Below are 25,766 nucleotides of genomic sequence, written 5' to 3'. Positions count from 1 at the left end.
TGCCATGCTCAGAGAGCGCGATTCCCTGATTCCATATTATGCAGATGATCTCGGAAACTATGGGCAGGTTATAGACAGCATATTGAGAACGGATGATCCGAAGGTAAAGCAGCCGTTGATCCGTTTTCTACATGATGATATTGCCGCCAAATGTTGGTTCCCGGGCATGGGAGCGGACCCCAATAACCCACTTACGACCGTCAGGGTCAAATTAAAGGTGATGGATAGTAAGGGAGACGAAGAGTTAAGAGGCTATACAGGTTACCTGAAACCCCAGCTCTCCAATTTGCCAAAGAATGTTACAGTGTTTATTCCCACATTTGGAAATGAAAAAAATATCTCACCAGGTATAAAACTGGTCTGGATCGAAAAGAACGGAAAAATAATACAATCAAGGGTTGAAACACTGCGGAGGACAATGGGTACACTTGAAATAGCATTTTTAATTACAGAACAATGATGGGTGCTCTTACGCTGCTTAAACGTTACTGGAATATTCTCCTTGCTTTCGCACTAGCATTTGTTACGATGATTTCCGAAGTGTTGATCTCACCAGGAATCAACCAGTCCACTTCGCTGGCTTCTGTAAACATTCTTACCCTTTCAAAGGTCCTTATAGTAGTGGTAACCCTGGTATTGATTTACCCGATGAATCGTTTCAGGCAAAAAAAATATGCATTAAAATGGTGGATTGCATCTGCTGTTTTGTTATTGTTATCCCTATTTCAGTTTTTTCATTACCAATCTGTGTATTTCAACAATACTGCTACGGACAGGCTTAAAGAACAGACGGTTGTAGTGGGGAATACAGTTTTGTCCGCAGCCCGCCCGGTGTACGATTCATTGATGAAAGTAAACAGATCCATATCTGCGGTCAACAGTATGATGCTGGAAGGATATTCTGATGAGGCAACGGATATCTGGCTGCCCGATGAGATTCAGTCTAATACAATGTCTATCCTTTATTATTACCTGGGAGCCTTATTGTCCATTTATCTTTTGGCACTTTGTGCGGCTCAGGCTATATATTGTTCGCGGTCTTCAGTCGTAGATGTCATGGTAAAATAAAAAGACCGGCAGTATCTGCCGGCCTTTTCCAATATCATTCAGAAAGACAATCAATTATTCTTCGGCTTCGCCGGCATCACCGCCTTCGGGTTACTTCCCTGCTGGGCGGGGGCTGGCTGTTGCTCGTCTTTCCTTTTCTCTTTGTCTTTATTGTCTTTGGGCTGCTCTTTAGGCTGATCTTTGGGTGTTTCCTTTGCAGGCTCCGCGGGCTCGCCGTAATCGCGCAGGTCTATCGTTTCGTAGTCGCTGGCGGCGCCGTTGCCGAAATCTTCCGCTTCCGCGCCGGGCTGTACGTTGCTGTCGTAATTAAAGTAAAGGTCGTTCTGCATGTTTGCGGGGATCGGGAACTTGGAGTTCGGATCTACGCCCAGCGTTTTGTCCGCGTATACTTTCTGCATGAACAGCGCCCAGATAGGCAGGCCGGTGTTTGCACCCTGGCCCAGCGCCGTGCTGTTGAAGCGGAGGTAGTTGTTGTCGCAGCCTACCCATGCGCCGGCCAGCAGCTGCGGGGTGTAGCCGATGAACCAGCCGTCCGTGTTGCTGTTTGTAGTACCGGTCTTGCCAGCTACTTCACCGGGGATGTTGTAACGGAAACGCAACCTTGCACCGGTACCGCCGGTGGTGGTTACGCCTTCCATCATTTTCACCATGGTGTATGCGTCTATTTCGCTGATCACTTCTTTTTTCTCAGGCACATTTGTTTCCAAGATGTTGCCGTTACGGTCTTCGATGCGGGTAACGTAGATCGGTGTGGTGATCACGCCCCTCGCGGGGAACATCGTATAGGCCCTCAGCATGTCAAACAGGGAAAGTGTGGAAGTACCCAGCGCAATGGAAGGATACGGCTCGATCTTGTTCGACTGGAAGCCGATCTTGGTATTGGCGAAGTTGGCAAATGCTTTGGCGCCAAATTGTTTGATGAGGTATGCGCTCACCAGGTTCAGCGATTTGGCCAGTGCGCCCGCCATGGAAATGGAACCGCCCACGCTGCCTTCCGAGTTGGTGGTTAGCGTCCAGTTGCCGATGCTGATCGGTTCGTTCGGCAGCATGGTGTTCGGGTTGAAGCCGTTCATCAATGCAAAGCAGTAGAGGAATGGTTTGAAGGTAGAACCTACCTGGCGGAGCGTTTTGGATACGTGATCGTTCTTAAAATAACGGAAATCCGGGCCGCCTACCCAGGCTTTTACTTCACCGCTTTCAGGGTCCATTGCCATAAAACCGGTCTGGAGGATAGCCCTGGAATATTTGATGGAGTCCAGCGGCGTCATCAGGGTATCGGTCACATTGAGGTCCTTTTCAGTAAAGCTCTTCCAGGCAAACACCTGCATTTTGGTGGGGGTGTTGAATGCCTTTTCTATTTCTTCGTCCGTGGCTTCGTCTTCTTTCATCTGTTTGTAGCGGTCGCTTTCACGGATGAACACGGGCAGGTCTTTCACGGCCAGCGGGTCTTTCCAGATCTTGCCGGTTTTGATGTTGGCCTGCTGCTGGAAAGACTTTTGCAGGTCTTTCAGGTGTTTGGCCACGGCTTCTTCCGCATACAGCTGCATGCGGGGATTGATGGTGGTGTATATTTTGAGGCCGTCGCGATAGAGGTTGTACTCGGTGCCGTCTGCTTTTTTATGCTCTTTGCACCAGGCTTTCAGTTCCGCTCTCAGTACTTCGCGGAAGTAAGGAGCGAGGCCTTTGTTGTGGTCGATCTTGTTATAACGTAATACGATGGGGCGGCCTTTGGCGGCTTCGCCATCCGCTTTGGTGATGTATCCTTCGTCCACCATGTTGTTGATCACGGTATTGCGCCTGTCGCGGGCCATTTGCGGGTTCCTGCGGGGATTGTACTGGGTGGAGCCTTTCAGCATACCTACCAGCGTAGCGGCCTCTTCGATGGAAAGGCGCGCGGGCTCTTTGCTGAAGAAGGTCCTGGAGCCGTTCTCAATGCCATATACGTTATCGCCGAAGGGCACGGTGTTCAGGTAAAGCGCGATGATCTCCTTTTTAGTAAGGTTTCTTTCCAGTTTGATGGCGATCACCCACTCGGAGAGTTTCTGGAAAGAACGGACCAGCATGTTGCGGGAGCGGGTTTTACCTTCTGTATCCTGCTGGAGGTTGAGAGCCAGCTGCTGGGTAATGGTGCTGGAACCGCGTTTTTTCCCGATCAGCAGGTAAAACGGCACAGCCGCAGTGGCTTTGGCATCGATGCCGGAGTGGCTGTAGAAATTACGGTCTTCTGTAGCCAGCAGGGCATTGATCACGTTCTGGGAGATATCTTTATAATCAACGTTGGAACGGTCTACCTGGACATATTTCCCCATAATGGTGCCGTCTTCGGCAATCACTTCAGAGGCGAGGGACGTCCTTGGGTTCTCCAGGTCCTCCATGCTGGGCATATGGCCGATCAGGCGGAGGTTGATGAGCAGCAGGAGCAGCAGGAATACAGCCACACCGGCGCCAAAGGCATACCATAATATTTTTACGGATTTTTTCATCTGTATATTTTTCTTCTACTTTGATGGCCAGATGGAACCTCGCAAAATCTTAAGATCTGGCATCTTATTAAGCTCGGTTTCATATGTTAAAATGTGTGAAACAGTCTGTTTATGCAAAATTATGCAGTTTTCCCCGGGTTTCATAGGCCGGGAGGCATAGTGCTCCCGGGTGGAGTGCAAATATTATTCCGTTATGAAGTTATTGCCGAAGAATTTCTTATACCCTTCTATGTCTTTGGTATTGTTCAGCAGGATGAAATTTTCCCTGGATATGATAAAGAATTTATACTCAGTAGGTTTGATGCGGGGAATAATAGCCGTGGGGGCTTGTTTCACCACTTCGTCAAAATAATTCAGGGCTTTGCCTTCGTCGGGGAAAAGCCGTACGATCACCATGATCTCGGTCGGGGTGAGCACAAAACTGCTGGTTTCCAGTTTATCCGCCGGGTGCTGCTCCGCATTGTACCGGGAGAACTGCGCCACGGCTTCATCTACCAGTACTTTGGACACCCTGTTGAAATACATCACCACAAAATGTGGGATCGCTGCCTTTTCGTCACCCAGCGTATACGGGGTAACCGGCGGAGGGGGTGGCGGAGGCGGTGCGGCGGCCACTGCCACTGAATCCACTCCTGTTACTACGGGTGTTACGGCCGTTGAAGCCGCAGCCGTGGAATCGGGGAGGTTGGGCTTGGGCGTCTGCCAGGGATAGCGGATAGAGATATTTTCGTCCACACGGGCGGCCGTACTGCTGTCCCGGCTGATCTCCAGCTTACCGAGGTAATCGGTGATCTGCTGGCGGCGGTCCAGCACATCCTGGATGGCTTTGGCCTGCGCGAGGATAGGCCCGTCTCCGGGGTATTTCGCAATAATGCCCGCGATAGCGGCTTTAGCAGAATCTTCTGAAGAAGTTTTGACGATGGTCATGGCTTCCAGCAGGTCGAATTTTGCCTGGAGGGAGTTGTATCCGAATGTGGAATCCGCGTACTTCCTGAGTACAAAAACCGTATCGTAGTTACCGGAGCGGTAAGCATTGTATGCCGCTTCGTAAACGGCGCTCACGGCGCTGGTTTTAGTTTTATCCTCGTCTTTGGGCAGGCCGAACTGGAGGATGTTCGCATAGTTCGTGCCGGCGTATTGGGTGAGTATCAGTTGTTTATAGCGGGTGGCCTCCTGGGTGTGGTTCATCCGGTTGTGCCAGATGTAGAGCGAATACAGCTCTTCTACCCTGCGAGGGTTCTCCGGGAACCTGTCCAGCAGTGAATCGTAGGTTCTGATCGCTTCACGGGGATCGTCCAGCTTATCGTTGTAGATCTTGCCCAGGTCGTACCAGGCTTCCAGCTGCCGGGTGCGCGATTCTTCCATCTTTTCGGGCGTATTGGGGAGGTTTTCCGCAAGCAGCGAAGTGTTGATTCTGTCCGCGGGCAAACTTGCGATAGCGGCTGCAACGTCTGATTCCGGGGCGGTTTCTTCCACGGCGGCATTGTTGCCTGACCCCAGCAGGTTGGTGCTCTGGGTACGGCGCCAGTTGTCTTTCAGGGCACGGTTGCCCCAGCGGCGTTTGAACTCGGAATATCCGGTGCTTTTGCTGCTGGTATTGTAGAAATACCAGTCGCCGCCGGCTTCCGGCGCGGGGCCGAAGGAGGGGCTGCTGTAACCGCTGTTCGTGGTGAACTTCGGCTGCGAGTTTTCTATGGACGCGCCGCCTTTGCTTTTTTCAGGAGCGGCTTTGGCGGCCCTGATGGCGCTCACCTGTTTGGCCAGCATGGAGTCGCGGAGGGCGGGAGACAGGGAGGCGAGGGTTTGCAGGCTGTCTTCCAGGTGCATGATGCGCAGCTTGTCCCTTACTTCAGCCAGCGCCTCTTTACGGGCGTTCACGAGTTTGGCCTCTTCAAAATCAGGGCCCATGATCAGCGAGGTGCTGTCGTAATATTTCTGTGCGGCGGCGTAGTCTTTCCGGAAATAATAGATATCCGCCATGCCTTTGAAGGTGAGTGTTTTCTGCAGCATGTTGGCGCTTTCCACCTTCAGTGATTTCTGCAGGAATTCGATCGCCCGTTCCGGCTGTTCGTTTGCACAAAGCGCGGCCATCTGGTAATAGATCGCGTCGCGGAAGGGGATGAAACGTTCTTTGCGCAGCATTTTCTGCAATGCGGCGATGCTTTCTTCGAGGCTGCCGCCGTTCGCTCTTACGTTCGCTTTGGCAATCTGCACGCGGGCATTGAAGTCCATGGTGGCGTCCGGCTTCAGGGCGATCACGTGGCGGAAGGCGTCCATGGCGGAATCCTGCCGGCCCTGCGCAGCATACAGCTGGCCCAGTATAAAACTCATGCGGGCTTTCTGGGCGCGGCCGCTGTTCGATTTTTTAATGGCTTCTTCCAGCGGGGCGATGGTTTGGGCGTAAAGGCCCTGTTTGTAAAAACGCCATGCCTGCAATTCCGCCAGCTGGCCGTTCAGCCTTTTGGGGAAATAAGGGTCGGCCACGAGGATGTTCAGCAGCGACTGGGCTTCGTCATGTTTGCCCTGCTCCAGGAAGGCGCGGGCCTGCCATATAAAGGCGTCGTTGCGGGCGGCTTTGTGCCTGAACTTGCGGCTGTACCAGTCTTTTTGTTTTTCCCGGGTGGAGATGGACAGGCGGTCATCTTCGCTGCGGCCCACCACGGTATTGTATTCCGACTTCTTTTTAGGTGCAAACTTGGTATTGATGTACTGGAAAGTATTGTTCGCATTCTCCCAGTCGCCTTTGTAATAATAGGCTTTGCCGATGAGCAGGAAACAGTCGTCTATCCAGCGGCCGCGCGGGTCGTGTATCTGTACGGCCACGGACGCTTTCTGGATCACGGAATCCAGTTCGCCGGAGTTGAGATTGAGTTTTTCTACGGTGAAGGGGTAGAAGGGGAGGTACACGTTATAGTTATCCTGGCGCTGAGAGTTGATGCCGGCGAGTACCTTTTCAAGCCTCAGTTTTGCGTGGTAATAGTAGTTGTACCGGGTAACGGTGTTTTGAATCACCCTGCGGGTAACGGTAAAGGGCTTTTCGGCCATTTTTTCGGAAGGGGGGCGGCGGTCTTCCTTTTTCACAGGTTTATCAGCCGCCTGATTTTGACCAAATACCGCCAGGGCACCCGAACACAAAACCAAACTTAACACACAGGCGCGTATATATAAGGATCTATAATAATTCATGTAAAGCCAGGGTCAGTAAAAACTACTAATCTATATAACTCTTTTAGAGAAAAAAATATTTTAAAGATAGGATAATTTTTTTCTTTGGGCAGCGTATAAGGGCTAACTTAAAGGCCATTATATGGTCTTCGTTAACGAATTATGATTTTTTGTCGGATATTTCATTATTTTCTTCAATCTTTACATTTTTACTAAGCGTATATGGCATTGGAAGACAAAAATAAGGGGAGGAGCCTGGACAGGTTGAACCACAAGTACAGGCTCGTGATCATGAATGATGATACCTATGAGGAAGTGACTGCCTTCCGCCTTTCCCGTATGAGCGTTTACGTAGCCTTAAGCACCCTGTTTGTATTGCTGGTGGCCATTACTGTGGCCACGGTGGTATTTACCCCGCTGAGGTATTACATACCGGGTTACGGTGACCTGAAACAGCGCAAGGAATTCCTCCAGCTGAAGATGCGCACGGACTCCCTGGAAAGGGCTATTACCGTGCGGGACCAGTACCTGGACAATATGTTGAAGAATGTTGTGGGCGAAAGCAAACCGCTGGACACGAACATGCTGAAACTGCCTAAAGTTGACAATAGTACTTATTAAATATTTTTTCACTATCTTACACCATCTTTATTAAAACGAAAAACCTGAGAACCTATGTTTAACCAAAGTAAGAAAGGCGAGGGCAAAAGCATTATGCCCACCTCCAACATCAATCTTATAGGGAATGGCACCAGTATCCAGGGTGATATTGTGTGCGAGGGCGATATCAGGATAGACGGCCAGGTAACCGGCCTCGTGTCTACCAAAGCCAAGATTGTAGTGGGCCCTGAAGGCGAAATCACCGGTGACCTGATCTGCCAGAGCGCGGATATCCTGGGTAAGGTGACAGGTATCATCAAATGCGAGGAACTCCTGTTCCTGAAAGGCAATGCATTGATCAAAGGGGATATTTACACGGCGCATTTTGAAATGGAACCTACGGTGAAGTTCAATGGCCGCTGCTATATGGACCCGGCAGACCTGCCGCCGGCTATATCGACAAACAATACGGAATCAAAAAATGGAAGAACCGTCCTCCAGGAAGAATCCATATAAATCACTCTGGAAGTACGCCGGGCTGGCGTTCCAGATGCTTGCTGCCATCGGCCTGGCCCTTTGGCTGGGCTACTTGCTGGATCAATGGCTGGGAATAAGGTTCCCGGCTTTTATGATCATTTTTTCTTTACTCGCTTTAGCCCTACTTTTGTGGCGAATTGTAAAAGATACCAGCAAGCATGACCGATAAATTTATTCTCTGGCTGGCAGGGGTGTTCGTACTGATCACCGCTGTCCTGTTCCTGTTGCAGCAATGGCTCCTCCAATCGCTGGGGGTGCACTTTGAAGTGCTGGTAGCGGGCAACATCGCCATGGCGCTCATCACCCTCATCAGCTATTCCCTGAACCGCAAAGGCATGACGGCCTCCAATCCCAATGTTTTTGTACGGTCAGTATATGCCTCCACACTCAGCAAACTGATGCTCTGCGTGGTGGGCATCGGCGTGTACGTGTTCCTGAGCCGCCCGCAGGTGAGCAAAGCCACTATTTTCCTGCTGCTGGGCTTTTACCTGGTCTACACGGTGTTTGAAACCATCCACCTGTACCGGATGAGTATCAAGCAAAAGAAATCCTGAGCGTTTGAAGCAAGAAGCACCTTTACATGCGTTAGCCAGTTACCTGCCGGACGGAACGTTTGAGCAGGTGATCGCCTATATCTCCGAGTATAAGGTTCACCTTACCATTACCCGCGAGCGCCAGAGCGTTCTGGGCGATTACCGGCACCCTTACGAAAACAAAGGCCACCGCATCAGTATCAACGGCGGCCTGAACAAATATTCCTTCCTCCTCACCCTCCTCCATGAGATCGCCCACCTGGTCACCTTTATTGTGTACGGCAACCGCGTGTCCGCGCACGGCAAAGAATGGAAACAGGAATACAGCAAGATCCTCCGGGAATTTGTAGGCAAACAATACTTGCCCCCCGATGTGGAAGCCGCGGTGAAACAAAGCCTGCACAACCCCGCCGCCAGCTCCTGCGCGGACGAAGACCTGATGCGGGTGCTCAAGAACTACGACCGCCGCAAAGACAATCATTACCTCGTAGAGCAGCTGCCCGCCGGCCAGCTCTTCAAAACCAAAGACGGCCGCGTATTCCGCAAAGGAGAACGTATCCGGAAAAGATTCCGCTGCGAGGAGATACCCTCCAAACGGGTGTATCTTTTTAGCCCTGTTTACGAGGTGGAGGTGGTGGAGACGTAATTCTCAGGGACTTTAATACTTCTATCATCCTGCGATAAGACGTTGCAGGATCGGGTTGTATATGTTTGAACACATGTCTGAATGTGAATCTTAATGGCACCGCATTTACCAGCGTTGTCGCTACCGTTGGGTGTTTTTCGTCCATTATATCTGTAAGAATTGAGAAACGGAGTTCCCCTATTGTTAAGATCGTATCCACGTCTATCGTCTCTCCCGGATAGTATTTCAGGAAAATGTCTTTCGTATTTTGGTGATGCCTGTCAATGTAGCTCCAGTCTGATTCCCCTGGATTCAAATTCGGCTGGTGACTGATTGTCAGCTGATCCACCGAATCTGTGATATCATCCCAAAAGGATCCGTTTTCCAGGAATACAGGATATGTTTTGGGTTGAAACCTGTATTTAGTTTCATCGGGGGGGATGGTGCAGGAATAGTGCTGCCAGGTGAACATGGTGTCCCATTTCTGTGGTATATCCAGTTTTATACTGCCTATGGGCATTTGGGTTTCAAAGTTTTGCAGGAAAATATGTACCTCCCTCGTATTGGAAGGTGGTATCTCAGCAAGGGGCGGTGCATTGCATGCGCACAAAAAGAACAACAGGCAGGGGAGATATTTCATGGTCAGAAATTGATACTCTTCAGGTACTTGTACAATTCCTTAAACACTTTGTCCGAACTGAACGGACCGGCCGCTTTTTTCAGGTCTTCCATCATCGCCGTTCTTTTTGCCGGTGGTATATTGATGTTGGGATGATTTGCCAGGTAGTTCAGCACGTCTTTTTTCTTCAGCCGGTCGTCCGTATCAAAATAGGCGGCTTTGTACACAGGCATCAGTGCGCGTTCACCATAATAGTCGGGCTCCTGCGGTTCCAGTGAAATACAGGTGTTCACATCTTCCAGCGCCATATCGAATTCGAGGTTCTTTAACCTGTAATAGGCGCGGGCCAGGTAGATCTCCGGGTTGCCGGGCTCTCTTTTTAACGCTGCGGCATACTCATCTATTTTAAGAAGCCGCTCACGCCGTTCCGTTGTTTTTGTTTTTTCTGTCTCCGGTCCGCCTGACGTCCGGATGCGGGAGCTGGAATCCGTCATGAGGCCGGAAGACAGATATTTTGTCGTAATCGTGCCATACTGATGTAATTGCACGCGTTTTTTTATACTGCCGTTGGGATAATAATATTCCGATACCAAAACCATCCCGGGCAACACGTATTTCCAACGGTAATAGACATTCCCCGCACTGTCCGTGGAAGCTCCTTCAAGGTCCAGTGTGTCTGCAACGGAAACGGTGTGGAGGGTAAGGATGCCGTTGATATCATATCTTTTTAAAGGCCCTTTCTGCAGGCCTTCTTCATAATATCCTTCCTCTTTGATGTCTCCGGAATAATAATAATCGATCACTTTCCCGGTATACATTTCGCCCCTGAAGTAATAGCGGTTGTTCTTCCGTTTGTCAAGGCGCGCCTGGGAAGGAATATTCTTCAGTTCCGGGGAGAGTTTCAGGTAATGTTTGGTGAAGATGAAAGTAACGCTGTCATATTTGCCGTAACCCAGTTTAAAAAGGGTGAACGGATCTTTGACGGTATTCATAAAACCCACCTGGCTGGTTTGCAGCTGTTCCTCGGTGAGGGTTTTTATTTCCGCGGAATCGAGGAGGTAGAGCTGTTTTTGTTTGCTGACGGAACCTTTGTTGTCCGCCTTTGCGGAATCGGGTGCGGTGCGCTGGTTTCTGGAACTTACCCGGCTTCTCTGCGCGGTGGCGTGCAGGCACATGATAAGAAGGAAAGTAAAGAGGGCAGAGGTTTTAGGGATATTCATAATATGCAAAATAACAAATTACCGGCTGGTAACAAATGAAAGCCGGGGCATGAGGAGGCATGCCTGTTTGGAAGGTGACGGGGTGCGTTAAGCGCCCTGTTTCACGATATCCACGGTGTTCAGTTTTACCTGTGTGCCGCTCCTGAGCGAGTAGGGTATTTCCGCCACCTGGTCCGTATGCCTGATGAGGTCTTCCACATCTTTACGCGGCGCGGGCGATTCCAGTCGGATGTCGTACCGGATGTTTTTTGCCAGGGCGGGCTCCCCGCTCCAGTCCCCGTTCACAACGATCTCCACATGCGCAATGTCTATGCCCCGGATGGCGGCTTCCCGGTACAGGTCGTTACAAAGACTGGCGCCTATCGCCATCATAAAAAGTTCTTCGCCGCTGAACCCTATGCCAAGCCCGCCGGCCCGGGGGGTGCGGTCTATCACAACGCTGCGCGGCCCCGCCCATGCTGCCGCGGCGCTGGTTTCGTGGATTGTTTTGATATGTACCTGCATAATATGTTTAATGTACGCAAAGTTGGGCTTATAACAAAAAAATGCCTCCCGGGAGCGGGAGGCGCTGTTGAAGCATGAGCTACATCGAAATTGATATTAGAGAATTGGGGTGATGTGTATTAATCGAGGTTCACGAGCTTATCCTTCGGATATTTCACGGTGTACTGGAGCTGCATCTTTTTTTCTTCTTTCACGGGTATGTCCAGGCTCCAGGTGACCAGCTGTGTGACAGGATTGATATTCGCGCCGGCGTAGGACACTTTGCTTACTTCCACTTCGCCCTGCGCGGCCATCGGCACCTGGTCTTCCACCACAATGCGGATAGGCTCCTGTTTGTTGTTCCTTACACTGATCTCCCAGTTTCGTACAGCCGTCTGGTTGCTGCCCAGGAATTGGTTTTTGGCATATTCCTTTTGCAGTTTGCGGTTGATCACGATGTTTTTATCCCTGCCCAGCGATACGTAAAGTGTATCCGAAGCGCTTTGCAGGTTCAGCAGGGACTTGCCGAGGTAGGTGCCTTCAAAATAGATACTGGCTTCACCTTCCAGCAGGTTCATTTGTTCCCAGCCCGTAATGCCGGCCACGAGATAAGCGGCTGCATCCAGCTTGGGTGCTGCATGGTAGAGATAACTCGTGGCTACCTGTGCCTGGCTTACCGCCACGGCGTAAGGTTTACCATCTGAAAGGATCGTGTAAGGCAAGGCAATATCGAAGTTGACACTGGTGGTGTGGAAACTTGCGGATACATCCAGCGGGATGTCTTCACGTTCCTGTTTTGTATTCATACCGCGAATTCTTACTCCTGGCACAGCGCCTGCCAGTGCGCCCGTCATCACTTCCTTTTTTTTCGCACCATATCCCACCACCACTACTTCGCTGAGCGCCCTGGTATCTTCATACATCACTACCGAAAGGGAATTACCATTGAGCATTACCTGCTGTTCTTTATAACCGATAAATGATATATCCAGGGCTTTGGTGCCGGGCGGCAATTGAAGATTAAACTCGCCGTTCTGATTGGTGGCGGTACCGATCGTACGGTTGGGTACCCGGACGGTAGCGCCTGAAATAGGATTACCGCCAGCATCGGTAACGTGGCCGGTGACCTGGCTGATATCGGTTAAAGGCGTGGTGCTGCGGGCGCGGATCAGCTCCTGCATATTGTTGAACGTCCGCAGGTACCAGGCGTTCATTTCAGGTTTCATGCCGTTCTCCGAAGGATTACCGCTGGAGAGGCTGAGTTTTACATTTTTCCAGTCTTCGCCGCATTGCTGGAATACATTGGCTTTGTACGCCAGCTCCATCGGGCGGCTGATGTTTTCCACGCGCAGCTCGTAGGAGGGAAACCAGCCTGCGTTTTTTACGAGATACCGCAGGGTGAGTTTGCCGCTGATATTTTCTTTGGATGAAACGGTAACGAGCAGGTCTGTGGTGGAAGTATCTTTTGTTTCCATGAGGGCCGAGCGTTGCAGGCCGTTTTTCTGGATCTCATAACTCAGCCGGCGTATATTGGTCTGTATGGTGAGCAGCTGGTCCAGCACTTCCGTGAGGCGGTTTCGCTGGAAGTCCAGGGCTTCTTTCAGGTCCGCGGTTTTGAGGCCGGTATTGGTCCCGCGCAGGTCCTGGTTTTTTTTCAGCATTTCCTCTTCCTGCCTGTACACCGATTCTTTATTCCTTTCGCGTTGAAGTTTTTCTTCCAGCGTTTCCAGCTGGTCCTGCAATTTTCTTAATTCTTCCTGCGGGCTCTGGCTGTTCTTATAGTTTTTTTCACGGGAAACGGAGAGGATGGTAAATGCGCCTTTCCCCTGCACCTGGATGCTTTTTTCTTCCAGCTCGGGGGAGATGCCGGGGAATACCAGCGTGGTGGTGCCGGAGGGGATGGTGGCGGTGGCGGTGCGGGTGATCTGTGCGCCTTGCAGGAATACGGTCACATTTTCGATGCCTGAAGGCACGTTGAGTTTCTTCGTTTGGGCGGCTGCATTAGTGCAGGTAAAAATAAGGAGGAGGTATAGTAATGGTTTCATACCGGGTATTTTGGGTCAGGATGTGTTTTTTGTCCTGATTCCATAAATACCCGGTAAAAAATTATACATGCGGTCTTTTTTATGCCCTTTACCCGGCCACCGGATACTGATAGCATATTAGCCGGGTCAACTCCGGATCATGTCCGCCTCACCTCCACCTCACGTCCGCCTTGCCTGTATCTCTCCTATATCCACCATGGCTGTTCCCCGGTTATTTCCAGTATATAACGGGGTTGTTTTCCGGTAAAAGGCAAAATACTATCAAGTAGCGGAGGTCTATGCGGGCCGGCGGCGCTATAAGAACAGGCCGGGCGCATTATTAAGAAAACGCGGTCTGGCCGCCGCCAGCCTGCCGGCCAAGGCTTTCACCCCCTTTCCTTATACCCAGTTCCGCTTCTTTTTTCGCGATGCGGTCTTCGGTTTCCATCTGGAGGATAGTTTTCTTTTCTTTCCGGTGCATGGTAAAGGAAAACTCGTGCTGGTCCTGCAGGTCGTCGTAAGGGCCGCGGGGGGAAATGAGTTTGACGAATACAGGGGCGGTTTCGATAGCGATGAACAGCAGCATGATGAACCAGTTTGCCCAGCGGATGGCCTGGCTGGCGGCGGTGATCCGGCCCAGCGCTTCCAGGCGGGAGGCCATGCCGTTCAGCCGGCCGCGTTGCAGGCCCGCAATATCCCCGGTGACGGTACTATCCACCTTCGCCAGTTCCTCACGGAGCGCCTTCTGGCGGATCGCCAGCGCGGCAAGGGTGGCTGATGCACTGTCCGCATCGGCTTTTTTGGCTTTATAGATAGGCCCCAGGTTTTTTACCCGTGAGCCGCCGGTACCGTCCGCTTCCTGCTGGGCGAGCAGCTGCAGGGTGTCGCGGCGGGCGGCCTGTACGGCCATTTCCTGCTGTACTGCAGCAAGGCGGGCTTTCAGTTCGTTGCTGCGGGTGAGATAACGTTCGGATACTTTGGTTTCCTGTTCACGGAACTTCTGCTGTTCCATAATGATCAGTTCGGCCTGTATCTCGGTATCAAATATTTTCAGTTCCAGCGGTTTGGAGATCACCACGGCGATGAGCACGGCGAGGATGATACGGGGTGTGGCCATCCACAGTTCCTGCCCGAAACGTTCGCGTTTTTTCATGCTGGACACGATGTAGCGGTCCAGGTTAAAGATCATGAGCCCCCATACGATGGCGAACAGCAGGGCGATCCAGGGTTGCCGGAAGATGGTCCAGAGGGCGTAGCCTGCTGATATGGCGGCAAAAAGACCGGTAAAAAATACGGTGGCGCCGATGCCCGCGTACTTGTTAAGCTCGGAAGGCGCGCGGCGAAGCATGGGCAGGTGTGCCCCGGAACAGATCAGAAAGAATTGGCGGATGCGTAGCATAAAGATTCAATGTTAGTAGTTGAACTATTAACCTGACGCACGTTCTATATATAAAAAGGATGGACTTCAAAGATAGGCAAAAAAATGGCCGGCGATAATGCCGGCCATTCATATGATAGAACAATATTCTGTTCGGTTAAGCGTTCACCGCCTTGTTCACCAGGTCAGCCGCTTCGCTCAGCAGGATGGCGCTCTGTACTTTCAGGCCGCTTTCCTCGATCAGCACTTTTGCTTCAGCAGCGTTGGTGCCTTGCAGGCGTACGATAATGGGAACGGTGATGGTGCCGATGGATTTGTAAGCGTCGATCACACCCTGTGCCACCCTGTCGCAACGAACGATACCGCCAAAGATATTGATCAGGATCGCTTTTACTTTAGGATCTTTCAGGATGATGCGGAAGCCTGCTTCCACGGTCTGTGCGTTTGCGGTACCGCCTACGTCCAGGAAGTTCGCGGGTTCGCCGCCGGAGAGTTTGATCATGTCCATGGTAGCCATGGCCAGGCCGGCGCCGTTTACCATACAGCCTACGTTACCGTCCAGTTTTACGAAGTTCAGGTTGTGTTTGCCTGCTTCCACTTCGGTGGGATCTTCTTCGGTTACATCGCGCAGGGCTACCAGGTCCGGGTGACGGAGCAGGGCGTTGTCGTCCAGGCTCAGTTTGCAATCTACCGCGATCACTTTATCGTCCGCCGCTTTGAACAGCGGGTTGATCTCGATCATGGCGGCGTCCAGGCCCACGTACGCGTTGTACAGGTTGGTCACAAATTTCACCATGTTTTTGAAGGCCTCGCCGGTTACGCCGAGGTTAAACGCGATCTTGCGCGCCTGGAAGCCCTGGAGGGGCATATTAGGCTGTACGCGTTCGCGGTATATTTTCTCAGGAGTGTCATGCGCTACGTCTTCGATGCTCATGCCGCCTTCTGTGGAATATACGATCATATTCTGGCCGCTTGCCCTGTCCAGCAGGATGGAGAGGTAAAACTCCTCGCGTTTGGCGGGGCCGTCATAATATACGTCCTGGGCAACCAGTACTTTATTCACCACTTTACCCGCGGGGCCGGTCTGTACGGTCACCAGGGTACCGCCCAGGATGTTCCCGGCGATGGTTTTGATATCTTCTGAGCTTTTTCCTACCGCTACGCCATGTTGTTTGGTACCTTCAATCAGGCCTTTACCACGGCCACCAGCGTGGATCTGTGCTTTTACAACCGCGAAGTTGTTGCCATATTGCACTTTCAGTTGCTTATATGCTTCCGCAGCCGCTTCTGGAGTATCTACCGGGATACCTTCCTGTACCGGTACGTTATATTTTTTCAGCAGTTCTTTAGCCTGGTACTCGTGTAAATTCATCGGTAATTAAATTTGGCCGCTAATTTAGGCAAATTATGTTTTAGAATAGGGATTTCTTTGGGGGGAGATGATGATATGTTATATAGAATTAACTTTGCCGGGCACAAATCATGGCTATGCTGGTACAGATCAATGAAGCAACGGCTTATATAAGGCAGTTTGCGAAGGAAACACCCCTGTCGGGCATCATCCTGGGCAGCGGCCTGGGGAACCTGGCGGGGGAGATAACCGACCGGACGGAGATCTCCTATTCAGACATCCCCCATTTCCCTCCCGCCACCGTGGAAGGGCATTCCGGGAAACTGATCCTGGGCCGGCTGGGCGGCAAGCCCGTAGTAGCCATGGCGGGCCGTTTCCATTATTACGAAGGCCTTACCATGCAGCAGGTCACCTTTCCCGTAAGGGTCATGAAAGCCCTGGGCATTCATACCCTGCTCATTTCCAATGCGGCCGGGGGGATGAACAAAAATTTCCGCGTGGGGGACCTCATGATCATCACCGATCATATCAACCTCCAGCCGGAGCACCCGCTCCGCGGCCGGAACGAGGACGCCCTGGGCCCCCGGTTCCCGGATATGAGCGAACCATATGCTAAAACACTGATAACCTCCGCACAGGCAATTGCTTCCGCCAAAGGCATATCTTTACATACCGGCGTATACGTGGGCGTGCAGGGGCCTACCTTCGAAACCCGGGCGGAATACAAATTCATGCACTTCATCGGGGGAGACGCCGTGGGCATGAGTACCGTGCCGGAAGTGATCGTAGCCATCCACAGCGGCCTGAAGGTATTTGCCATGAGCGTGATCACGGACCTGGGCATCAGGGACGAAGACAATGTGATCACCCACGAAGAAGTACTGGCCGCGGCCAAAGGAGCGGAACCACATTTAACATATATTTTCAGCGAATTGGTCCAACAATTGTAACAAATTGCGGATCCCACACGAATCATCAGGATGAGGCATTTCACTATCGTTTTTTTACTGCTGGTATGCTCCGGCTCAGCCCTCCGGGCGCAATTTAATACCAACCGCCTCCCGACCGGTGGCGGAGGGGGTAATTCTTCCATGCAGCGCGATACCACCAAACACGACCACGAGCCTGATACCCTCACGCTCCGCTTCCGTTACCTGGATGAGCCCACAGACTTCATGCTTGATTCCACCATTTCAGACTTTCAGCTCAACTACCTGCGTGTGCCCGCCACCTATATGAACCTGGGCAATAACGGCAACGCCGCCCGCAACCTGCTGCTCAGCCCCCGCATGATCCCCGGCTTCGACCCCGGCTTCCATGCCTTTGACGTATATGGTTACAATCACGGCAACGCGAAGTTCTATAATACCAACCGCCCTTATTCCGAACTGGGTTACCTCATCGGCGCCAAACAGGAGCAGATGATCAACCTGATGCATACACAGAACAGGGGGGAGAAGTTCAACTTTTCATTCGGCTACCGCAAGATCAACTCCCCCGGTTTTTACCGGAACCAGAGCACGAACCACGACAATTACAACGTGACGGCCAATTACAACAGCCAGAACAAACGGTATCATATCTTCGGGAGTTATTACCTGAACAAACTGAACGGGGGTGAAAACGGGGGCATACAGAATCCCGAAGACCTCCGGAACCCGGAATATACCCAGCTGCGCCTGATACCCACCAACCTCGGCGGTGACAACGATCAGAACAGCAGCAGCTTTTTTAATACATCCATCCCCACCAAAAACGATTACCAGGAAGCCAGCATCCTGATCCGCCAGCAATACGACTGGGGCAAGGGCGATTCCATTCACATCAATGACACTACGGACATCTATAAATTCGACCCGCTGTTCAGGGTGGAGCATACTTTCAGTTATACGCAGAACACCTACGAGTTCATAGACTCGGCGCCGGATTCAGCCTGGTATGCCGGCAAATATGGTTTCAATATACCCAAGGCGGGCAACGACAGCGTGTTCACCCGCCACCAGTGGCGCATCATCAGCAACGATGTATCCGTCATGCAATTCCCGGTACGCGGCAACCTGGCGCACTTCTTTAAGCTGGGCGGCGGGTTGGATAATATTTCGGGACGGTTCCAGGCAGACACCATATCATTTATGAACTTCAGGGTGCATGGCGAATACCGGAACAAAACCCGTAACCTGCGCTGGGACCTCCAGGCCAAAGGCGAGTTTTACGTATTGGGCGAAAACGCCGGGGATTACGCCGTAATGGGCCGCCTCAGCCGCTTCCTCAACGAAACGCTGGGCAACGTGAGCCTGATGGCCATGAACGTGAATAAAGAACCTTCGTATGTATACCGCTACTTCGGCTCCAACCTGGACAGACCATGGCAGAACCTGAACCTGGACAAGGAAAACATCACCCAGATACAGTTCAGCGCAGATAATAAGAAGCTGAAATATGTGCTGACGGCTAATTATTACCTGTTCAACAAATACACGTATTTTAAAAATTATAAGGAAAGCGACCAGTTCACCGGCCTGTTCAACCTCCTCCAGTTGGTGGCCTACAAACGCGTAGACCTTGGCAGCTTCACCTTCGATGGAGACGCCGCTTTCCAGCAGATCGCCGGCAGCGCCCCCGTGCAGATACCCGCCTTCTGGGCCAGGCTGCGTATGGCGTATACGGCCCGCCTGTTCAAAAACCTGAACCTTTACACCGGTCTTGAAGGAAAATATAACACACCTTATTATGCGGACGATTATTCGCCGGTAATAGGCCAGTTCGTCTACCAGAACACCCAGCAGTTCAGCAACACGCCTGAAGTGGCCGCGTTTGTGCATTTCAGGATCAAGTCTTTCACGGCATATGTACGCGCGGAGAACCTGAATTCCTTTGTCTGGAACTATAATTTCTACGCCCCGCTGTACGCCAGCAACGATTTTGCGCTGAGGGTGGGCCTGCGCTGGTGGTTCATCAACTAACAGCTGTGTTATTTCAACCGGAATGCCTTAAATTTGTATTGTGAAGAAAATGCTCACCATATGTTTTGCCATACTTTACACGCTGATTACCAGTGGGTTTAGTGTCAATGCGCATTACTGTATGGGCGAGCTGGCTTCCGTGGACCTGCGTGATACCTCTAAGGAGCCCTGCCCCAAATGCGGCATGCCTTTAAAAGGTGATTGCTGCAAGGACGAAGCGAAGTTCTTCAAAATGGACGATTCCCACCAGGCCGCCAAAGCCTTCGTGGGCCTCACCGAAAACTGGGTGGCCGTACCCCTGGCCTTTCAGCCCTCCTGGCTGCAGCCCGTTTTTAACGCCCCCGTACTGAAAGTATGGGCGCCCGTGCATGCGCCGCCCCAGACGCCGGCCCTGCCTCTCTACAAACAGCATTGTACTTTTCTGATCTGATACCGGACCATTCCCCCAGGACCCGTAAATCCGTGCGTATTCACAGCACGATTATGTAATGGGCAATTGGTGCCCGAAAATGAATGATCATGAAAACAATACTCTTAGCTATAGCTCTCATTGGTGCTCAGCTCACCGCTTCCGCACAATACAAAAAAGCCGCATTACAGGCCGCCGGCCTCACCTGCGCCATGTGTTCCAACGCCACCCAAAAAGCCCTGAAAACGCTTCCTTTCGTGGATAAGATCGATACAGACCTGAACACCACCACCTTTATCCTCCATTTCAAACCGAACGTGCCCGTAAACCTGGACCAGATCAAACAGAAAGTGGAAGGCGCCGGATTTTCCGTAGCCACGCTGAAAGTGACAGCCGACTTTGACCAGGTGAAAGTTGAAAACGACAAACATATCGTGTTTGGCGGGCAAACGCTGCATTTTGTAAATGTAAAACCGCAGACCCTGCAGGGTGAGAAAGAAGTGACCGTGATAGACAAAGACTTCGTATCCGCGAAAACGTACAAGAAGTACAGCACGCAGACCAAAATGGCCTGTTATGCCACCGGTACCATGGCGGACTGCTGCCAGCCCGGTACCAAACCCGCCGGTAAAAGAGTGTATCACGTAACCATTTAAGCCCCTGACCATGCTGAAGCAACTCTTTTTATTATTCGCCTTTACAGGTGCGGCTGCGGCCGCGCACGGCCAGGAGCTGTATGTGTACTCGGAGCCGGCCAGCAATATGGCCACAGGTTCACTGGGCGTGCGGCTTACGAACAAGTTTTTCCCGATGGACCATGCCGATTATACCGGCTACCGCCTGCAGCCGGAAGTGATGTACGGGTTTTCCAAAAAACTCATGCTGCACGCCAGTGGTTATTTCTCGAATATGATGCAAAAACAGTTCGAGTTTGAAGGCGCCAGCGTATACGCCAAATACCGCTTCATTTCCATGGACGAAGTGCAGACGCATTTCAGGATGGCGGCATTTGTAAAAGGCTCGCTGATCAATAACCCATTTATTCCGCCCATGGGCGAGGGCCACGATCATACCGCAAAGCCTTATAACAACGAAGAGCTGGACCTGGACGGCAGCGCCTCCGGTGTAAGCGGCGGCATCATAGCCACACAGCTGCTGCACAAGCTGGCCCTTTCCGGCACGGTGGCATACGACCGGTATTTTAAGAACACCAAAGACGAGCTGCCGCTTTTCTTTTCGAAGAATGCGCTTAACTACAGTCTTTCCGCCGGTTACCTGCTGTTTCCGCGTAAGTACAAAAACTACAAACAGACGAATGTGAACCTGTATGTGGAGTTCCTCGGCAAGAGCAACCTGGACCAGTACCGCAGGAATTATTACGTGGACATGGCGCCCGCCGTGCAGTTCATTATCAACAGCAACTCCCGTGTGGACCTCGGTTACCGCTGGCAGTTGTACGGGGATATGGACCGGGTGATGGACAGGAGTTTCCTGGTAAGGTACGAGTTTAATTTTTACAACATCAGAAAGCAGCAATAATTATGAGCAAGGCAGAATTACATATCAAAAACATGGTGTGCCCGCGTTGTATCAAAATGGTGCGTTACGTGTTGGAACATCATGGCCAGGAAGTGCTGGACGTAAGCCTGGGCAAGGCCCTGCTGAAAAAGGCGCCCGATGCCCCGCAGCTGGAGAATATTGCGGAAGCGCTGAAAGAAGAAGGGTTTACCTTGCTGGACGACCGCCGTCATCAAACGGTGGAAGCCATCAAAAACTTCGTGGTGGAAACCGTGCATTACGGCGAACTGGACGAACTGAACGCCAACTTTTCCACGCTGCTTTCGCAGAAGCTGCAAAAGGATTATCACCAGCTCAGCAAACTGTTTTCCGAAACGGAGAACACCACGATAGAACAATACATCATTCAGCAGAAAATAGAACGGGTGAAAGAATTGCTCGTATACGGCGAGCTGACGCTCAGCGAGATCGCGTACAAGCTGGGGTACAGCAGCGTGGCGCATCTTTCCGGCCAGTTCAAAAAAGTGACGGGGCTTACCCCCAGTCATTTCAAACAGCTGAAAGAAGATAAACGCAAGCCGCTGGATCATATCTGATCAGTGTGCGGGCATTACAAAAAAAGGCCGTCTCCATTATGGGGGACGGCCTTTTTATTACAGTTCATTTTAAACTCGTACAATTCTCCCAGACTGGTCCAGCCGTATATCTCCCTCAGCTTCCCTGTATGGAATGGATATATGCGATCACTTCCGCCACCTGTTTCCCCGACAGCGCACCTTTCCATGCTCTCATCCCTTTTTCCGGCACTCCGTTCCAGATGGTGTGGAAGATATCTTTTGTGCTGCTGCCATGTAGCCAGGTGTTGTCCGTAAGGTCGGGGCCTACCTGGCCTTTGCCCTGCCCGCCGTGGCATACGGCGCATTTGTTCACAAAAATGAGCCTGCCGGCCTTTACGGATGTTTCATCATTCAGTTCCGGCACATTGTTTTCATCGATCTGTTCTTCAGCGGCGGCGGCAGTTTCAGTGGCTGCCTGCGCGGGTTTGGCGTGTGAGAACTGGAACGTTCAGAGATAACCGGCGAGGCCCAGTACGATAAAAGACATGGCCCAGGCTTTGCTGCTCACGCGCAGCCCGGTGAGCGTGCGCAGAACGTGCAGCAGTACCAGTATCACGACGATCTCCGTGACGATCACGGACATCATGGTATACAATGCATAATCCGGCATACCTGGGACTAAAGGAGCCGCCAGCAGCATGTTTTTCATGTACCGCTCGCGGTAAATGTCCGAAGCGCTGTAGATGGTGTAAGCCAGCATGATGATGACGATCAGAAGGCCGATGGCGATGCCCAGCAACAGCATAGCCACGGGGTGGGAAAGCTCGAGGAATTCGTTGGTATTCATGGTGCGGGAATTGTTTCCTGAATCTACTTTACTACCTGTAAAACGGTTATGAGCGGCCTCAGCCGCGCGCCTGACTTTGATCAGCCCGTGTCCTGAATCATATAACGATTCGCCAGAATTGTGTAACAATCAACGGGTAACGCGGTCTTACCTTTGTAACAGATTAACACCCGGTACCATGGTTAAGATCATCAAAAGCATACTCCGGTTCGCCCGGTCATTATTTGTAAAGAAGAACTGCTGTAAATAAACCAGTACACATGCGACATTTAACAGGACTATTACTGCTGCTTGGAACGGCCCTCGGGGCGCAGGCGCAACACGATCATCATATGCCCGCCAAAAAGGACACCGTTCCTGTTGTAAAGGATACATCAGCCCATGCGGGGCACGATATGCAGGAAGGACACGATCAGCACAAAGGGCACGATATGAGCAATATGAGCAGCGCCTATTCCCTGAACCTTCCCATGAACCGGAACGGCTCCGGCACCAGCTGGCTGCCGGACAACAGTCCCATGTACATGTATATGGCACAGAAAGGAAAAACCTCTTTTATGTTTCACGGCAACGTATTCCTGCGCTACACCTCCACGGACTTCACGGCCAAAGGCTCCCGCGGCGCCGCCAAACTGGACGCGCCCAACTGGTTCATGGGAATGATGAACCACCGCGTAGGTAAAAAAGGATTATTAAACGCCACTGTGATGCTGAGTTTCGACAAGCCCGTCATGGGCGGCGAAGGTTACCCGCTGCTGTTCCAGAGCGGAGAAACATGGAAGGGCAAAGCCCTGGTGGACCGTCAGCACCCGCACGATCTTTTTGCCGCGGTGAGCGTGGGTTATACGCACGCCATCAATAAAGACATGGATGTATACGCTTACCTCGGTTACCCCGGGGAGCCCACCATCAGCGCACCCGCGTTTATGCACCGCGTATCCGCCATGAACAATCCCGATGCGCCGCTGGGCCACCACTGGCAGGATGCCACGCATATCACCTTTGGGGTGGGTACGCTCGGCTTCCGGTACAAACAGGTAAAGGCTGAATTTTCCAGCTTCACCGGCCGCGAACCGGATGAGAACCGCTACGACTTTGACAAACCGCTGTTCGACAGCTACGCATACCGCCTCAGTTACAATCCTTCCAGACAATGGGCATTGCAATTTTCCCAGGCCTTCGTACACAGCCCTGAAGCACTGGAGCCCGAAGAGAACGTGACACGCACCACCGCTTCCGCCATCCACACCGCGCTGTTCCGCAAGCCAGGCAGCTTTGTGGCCTCCAGCGCCGTGTGGGGGCTCAACAATAAAAGCGACGGGCATAAGGAGCATTCCTTCCTGGCGGAAAGCAACCTGCAGTTACAGAAAAACGCTATCTACGGCCGGTATGAGTTTGTAGAGAAAAGCACGCATGAGCTACAGCTGGAAGACGAACTGGGCGAAGCCAAATTCAGCGTACATGCCTTTACTTTGGGATATGCACGCACACTGGCCACCGTCTGGAAAACGAACCTGGCAATAGGCGCGCAGGGCACCATCAATGTGGAGGATAAAGCGTTGTATGGTATTTATGGAAAGAATCCGCTCAGCGCGCAGGTATATCTCCGCATAAGCCCGGCCCTTCACCGTTAGGCATTTTATTTCCCCAAAACATAACTGATCCTCTTCACTGCTGATCATTTTCTATAACAAACAGGCCGCCCGTTTTATACCGGGCGGCCTGTTTGTTATAGAAACGTTGCAATATTATTCAGCGATCATATAATCGATGGACTGCGTATACGTTTTGCCGTAACGGTCCGTGGCTTTTACAGTCACGGTGTGTTTGCCGGTATTGAGCCTGAAAGGCGCTTTCACCGTCCAGAGGTGGGTGGAAGGCTGTGCGTTGGAAGGGCGTTTGCCGGGCAGCACTTTTTCCGTATGGTCAAAGAGGTGGAGGATGTCCAGGTAATTGGGATCATAATCTTCCAGGTAATCCATGGCTTTGAAAGCGCCGCCGTCCACGGAGTATTCCACTTTATCGCCTTTGGCGCCCATAAAGAAGTTCGCATAGATAGCGGAAGAACTGTTCTGGTCCTTTTTGATCACTTTAGGGGCAAAGAGGGCCATCTGGTAATTGTCCGGCTGGCCGGCCACTTTATAATCGATGGTGTATTGATTGCCGGAGATGTTCAGGAAAGCGTAGCCTTTAGGTGTGCCGTCGCGCATGGTGGAGGCGGGGATACCCTGGGCGTTCAGCGCGCCGGAATACCAGTCGCCGGAAGTGGTGCCCGCATTGTATTCGTGGTGCGGTTTTTCCTGGAGCCAGCCTTCTTCTTTACCGTAAAAATTCTGGCGTTGCAGGTGGGTGTGAGCGGAGAGGGACAATGTATTCGGATAGTCTTTCAGGATGCTGAACAGGCGGTCGCGGTCCGTGGTGCGGAATGCCTGGCCGTTTTCATTCAGCAGGGGGATGTGAAAAGATAATACGACAAGTTTATCCTTACCCACAAATTTCAGGTCGTTTTCGATGAATTGCAGCTGGTCTTCGCGGAAACCGCCCCAGTAACCTTTGCCATCACGCGGGTCCGGGTACAGGATATCGTCCAGTACAATGAAGTGGGCATTGCCCACATTAAAGGAATAGTTCACCGGGCCGAAGTTCGCTTCGAAGGTTTCGTCGCTGAGGCTGTCTGTTTTGGCGTCATAGTTCATATCGTGGTTGCCCATCACGTTGTACCAGGGCAGGCCTACTTTTTTCACCGCCTGGATGTATGGCTGGTGCAGGCTGAGGTTGTCTCCCACGAGGTCGCCGAGGCTGAGTCCGAACGCAATGTTTTGGATGCCTTCCACTTCAGCTACCACGCCTTTCCTGAAATGTTCGATCTCTTCCAGGGTGTACGGCTGCGGGTCGCCGAATACGAGTACGCGGAAGTCGTTGCCTTCGGCCTGCTGACGGAGCGCAAAGTTCACCTGGGCGGGAGTGGCGCCGGTAGGGGCTGCGCCTTTGTATTTAAAATCCTGCGGAGCGCCCAGCGGTTTGAGGATGTGGTAACTTTTCGTCATGTTGTTCGAATCCAGCAGGAACTGGTATCCGGAAGGTTTGATGGCGAAGATCACCTGGTCCTGCCGCTCGGGCAGTGTATAAAAACCTTTGGCGTCGGTCTGTACCACTTCCAGCCCGTTGCTGACGCAAACGCCGGCCACGCCGGTTTCCTTTTTATCCTTCTTTCCGTTGCTGTTGGCATCGAGATAAACATAGCCTTTCACTTGTGCGAGGCAGCTGCCGGTTGCGAATAAGGCGGCAGCCAGGGTAAGAATAGGTAGTTTCATATTGTTTCTTGTATTTGGAAGGCGCAAATGTTTTAAAAAAATATGAAAGGGTTTAGAAGATGGTTTTATGAG

25 protein-coding genes are annotated in these 25,766 nt (G+C 51.8%); 14 read left to right on the top strand and 11 right to left on the bottom strand.

From position 1 onward, the window contains the following. Positions 1 to 4 precede the first annotated feature (4 nt). Positions 5 to 460, top strand: a complete 456-nt coding sequence (locus tag EG028_RS04905; protein WP_120515324.1) for a hypothetical protein — start codon at positions 5 to 7, stop codon at positions 458 to 460. Then, positions 457 to 1,068, top strand: coding sequence for a hypothetical protein (locus tag EG028_RS04900; protein ID WP_120515325.1), 612 nt, complete (start codon positions 457 to 459; stop codon positions 1,066 to 1,068). The genes EG028_RS04905 and EG028_RS04900 overlap by 4 nt, the downstream gene beginning before the upstream one ends. A 50-nt stretch (positions 1,069 to 1,118) precedes the next feature. On the opposite strand, the gene EG028_RS04895 is transcribed toward EG028_RS04900, so the two are convergent. Next, positions 1,119 to 3,551, bottom strand: coding sequence for a transglycosylase domain-containing protein (locus tag EG028_RS04895; protein ID WP_120515326.1), 2,433 nt, complete (start codon positions 3,549 to 3,551; stop codon positions 1,119 to 1,121). Positions 3,552 to 3,734: 183 nt separating this feature from the next. Further along, on the bottom strand, positions 3,735 to 6,632 hold the full coding sequence (gene porW / locus EG028_RS04890) for a type IX secretion system periplasmic lipoprotein PorW/SprE (RefSeq protein ID WP_162946297.1): 2,898 nt from the start codon (positions 6,630 to 6,632) through the stop codon (positions 3,735 to 3,737). Positions 6,633 to 6,938: 306 nt separating this feature from the next. On the opposite strand from porW, the gene EG028_RS04885 reads away from it, so the two are divergent. The 5 genes from EG028_RS04885 to EG028_RS04865 are packed head-to-tail and all read left to right on the top strand — an operon-like array spanning position 6,939 to position 9,032. Beyond that, the gene (locus tag EG028_RS04885; protein ID WP_120515328.1) at positions 6,939 to 7,337 is read left to right on the top strand and encodes a hypothetical protein; all 399 of its coding nucleotides are present in this window, start codon (positions 6,939 to 6,941) and stop codon (positions 7,335 to 7,337) included. Positions 7,338 to 7,391: 54 nt separating this feature from the next. Continuing rightward, positions 7,392 to 7,832 (top strand): bactofilin family protein, encoded by a 441-nt coding sequence (locus tag EG028_RS04880; RefSeq protein WP_206614386.1) that lies wholly within the window; start codon positions 7,392 to 7,394, stop codon positions 7,830 to 7,832. Then, positions 7,798 to 8,022: an AtpZ/AtpI family protein gene (locus tag EG028_RS04875; RefSeq protein ID WP_120515329.1), complete on the top strand. Its 225-nt coding sequence runs from the start codon at positions 7,798 to 7,800 to the stop codon at positions 8,020 to 8,022. Before EG028_RS04880 ends, EG028_RS04875 begins: the two co-directional genes overlap by 35 nt. Next, complete coding sequence (locus tag EG028_RS04870; protein ID WP_120515330.1) at positions 8,012 to 8,407, top strand: hypothetical protein; 396 nt, start codon at positions 8,012 to 8,014, stop codon at positions 8,405 to 8,407. Before EG028_RS04875 ends, EG028_RS04870 begins: the two co-directional genes overlap by 11 nt. 4 nt (positions 8,408 to 8,411) lie before the next feature. Continuing rightward, the gene (locus EG028_RS04865) at positions 8,412 to 9,032 is read left to right on the top strand and encodes a SprT-like domain-containing protein (protein ID WP_120515331.1); all 621 of its coding nucleotides are present in this window, start codon (positions 8,412 to 8,414) and stop codon (positions 9,030 to 9,032) included. Here the strand turns inward: EG028_RS04865 and EG028_RS04860 are convergent. The 6 genes from EG028_RS04860 to sucC form a co-directional block, all read right to left on the bottom strand. Continuing rightward, the gene (locus EG028_RS04860; RefSeq protein ID WP_123864559.1) at positions 8,995 to 9,531 is read right to left on the bottom strand and encodes a hypothetical protein; all 537 of its coding nucleotides are present in this window, start codon (positions 9,529 to 9,531) and stop codon (positions 8,995 to 8,997) included. The genes EG028_RS04865 and EG028_RS04860 overlap by 38 nt on opposite strands. A gap of 122 nt (positions 9,532 to 9,653) precedes the next feature. Then, positions 9,654 to 10,850 (bottom strand): hypothetical protein, encoded by a 1,197-nt coding sequence (locus tag EG028_RS04855; protein WP_120515333.1) that lies wholly within the window; start codon positions 10,848 to 10,850, stop codon positions 9,654 to 9,656. A gap of 87 nt (positions 10,851 to 10,937) precedes the next feature. Then, a complete protein-coding gene (locus tag EG028_RS04850; protein ID WP_120515334.1) occupies positions 10,938 to 11,354 on the bottom strand; it encodes an OsmC family protein in 417 nt (138 codons plus the stop codon). 119 nt (positions 11,355 to 11,473) lie between these two features. Beyond that, positions 11,474 to 13,378: a DUF4139 domain-containing protein gene (locus tag EG028_RS04845; protein ID WP_120515335.1), complete on the bottom strand. Its 1,905-nt coding sequence runs from the start codon at positions 13,376 to 13,378 to the stop codon at positions 11,474 to 11,476. Positions 13,379 to 13,697: 319 nt separating this feature from the next. Then, positions 13,698 to 14,756, bottom strand: coding sequence for a DUF4407 domain-containing protein (locus tag EG028_RS04840; protein WP_120515336.1), 1,059 nt, complete (start codon positions 14,754 to 14,756; stop codon positions 13,698 to 13,700). Positions 14,757 to 14,892: 136 nt separating this feature from the next. Further along, positions 14,893 to 16,107, bottom strand: a complete 1,215-nt coding sequence (gene sucC / locus EG028_RS04835) for an ADP-forming succinate--CoA ligase subunit beta (protein ID WP_120515337.1) — start codon at positions 16,105 to 16,107, stop codon at positions 14,893 to 14,895. Between the two features lie 116 nt (positions 16,108 to 16,223). Here sucC and EG028_RS04830 point away from each other — a divergent pair, with 116 nt between their 5' ends. The 6 genes from EG028_RS04830 (at position 16,224) to EG028_RS04805 (ending at position 21,572) form a co-directional block, all read left to right on the top strand. Further along, on the top strand, positions 16,224 to 17,036 hold the full coding sequence (locus EG028_RS04830; RefSeq protein WP_120515338.1) for a purine-nucleoside phosphorylase: 813 nt from the start codon (positions 16,224 to 16,226) through the stop codon (positions 17,034 to 17,036). 30 nt (positions 17,037 to 17,066) lie between these two features. After that, complete coding sequence (locus EG028_RS04825) at positions 17,067 to 19,049, top strand: putative porin (protein ID WP_120515339.1); 1,983 nt, start codon at positions 17,067 to 17,069, stop codon at positions 19,047 to 19,049. 49 nt (positions 19,050 to 19,098) lie between these two features. Continuing rightward, complete coding sequence (locus EG028_RS04820) at positions 19,099 to 19,479, top strand: HYC_CC_PP family protein (RefSeq protein ID WP_120515340.1); 381 nt, start codon at positions 19,099 to 19,101, stop codon at positions 19,477 to 19,479. An 89-nt stretch (positions 19,480 to 19,568) separates the two neighbouring features. Beyond that, positions 19,569 to 20,114, top strand: a complete 546-nt coding sequence (locus EG028_RS04815) for a heavy-metal-associated domain-containing protein (protein ID WP_162946299.1) — start codon at positions 19,569 to 19,571, stop codon at positions 20,112 to 20,114. Between the two features lie 10 nt (positions 20,115 to 20,124). Further along, a complete protein-coding gene (locus tag EG028_RS04810; protein WP_120515342.1) occupies positions 20,125 to 20,997 on the top strand; it encodes a hypothetical protein in 873 nt (290 codons plus the stop codon). Positions 20,998 to 20,999: 2 nt separating this feature from the next. After that, entirely contained in the window at positions 21,000 to 21,572 is a 573-nt protein-coding gene (locus EG028_RS04805) for an AraC family transcriptional regulator (protein ID WP_120515343.1), read from the top strand. Positions 21,573 to 21,687: 115 nt separating this feature from the next. On the opposite strand, the gene EG028_RS04800 is transcribed toward EG028_RS04805, so the two are convergent. Continuing rightward, on the bottom strand, positions 21,688 to 21,957 hold the full coding sequence (locus EG028_RS04800; protein ID WP_162946301.1) for a c-type cytochrome: 270 nt from the start codon (positions 21,955 to 21,957) through the stop codon (positions 21,688 to 21,690). An 84-nt stretch (positions 21,958 to 22,041) separates the two neighbouring features. Further along, positions 22,042 to 22,380 carry a hypothetical protein gene (locus EG028_RS04795; RefSeq protein ID WP_120515345.1) on the bottom strand — a complete coding sequence of 113 codons (339 nt, stop codon included), beginning with the start codon at positions 22,378 to 22,380 and terminating at the stop codon, positions 22,042 to 22,044. A 260-nt stretch (positions 22,381 to 22,640) separates the two neighbouring features. Between EG028_RS04795 and EG028_RS04790 the strand changes: the two genes are divergently transcribed. Further along, the gene (locus tag EG028_RS04790; protein ID WP_120515346.1) at positions 22,641 to 24,014 is read left to right on the top strand and encodes a hypothetical protein; all 1,374 of its coding nucleotides are present in this window, start codon (positions 22,641 to 22,643) and stop codon (positions 24,012 to 24,014) included. A 114-nt stretch (positions 24,015 to 24,128) separates the two neighbouring features. Here the strand turns inward: EG028_RS04790 and EG028_RS04785 are convergent, their stop codons facing one another. Next, positions 24,129 to 25,694 (bottom strand): calcineurin-like phosphoesterase C-terminal domain-containing protein, encoded by a 1,566-nt coding sequence (locus EG028_RS04785; protein WP_120515347.1) that lies wholly within the window; start codon positions 25,692 to 25,694, stop codon positions 24,129 to 24,131. Between the last annotated feature and the right edge of the window lie 72 nt (positions 25,695 to 25,766).

This window comes from Chitinophaga barathri, from assembly GCF_003807585.1.
In the GTDB taxonomy this organism is placed as follows: domain Bacteria; phylum Bacteroidota; class Bacteroidia; order Chitinophagales; family Chitinophagaceae; genus Chitinophaga; species Chitinophaga barathri.
The sequence above is the reverse complement of the archived record's forward strand: the minus strand, read 5'-3'. Positions and strand labels throughout refer to the sequence as shown.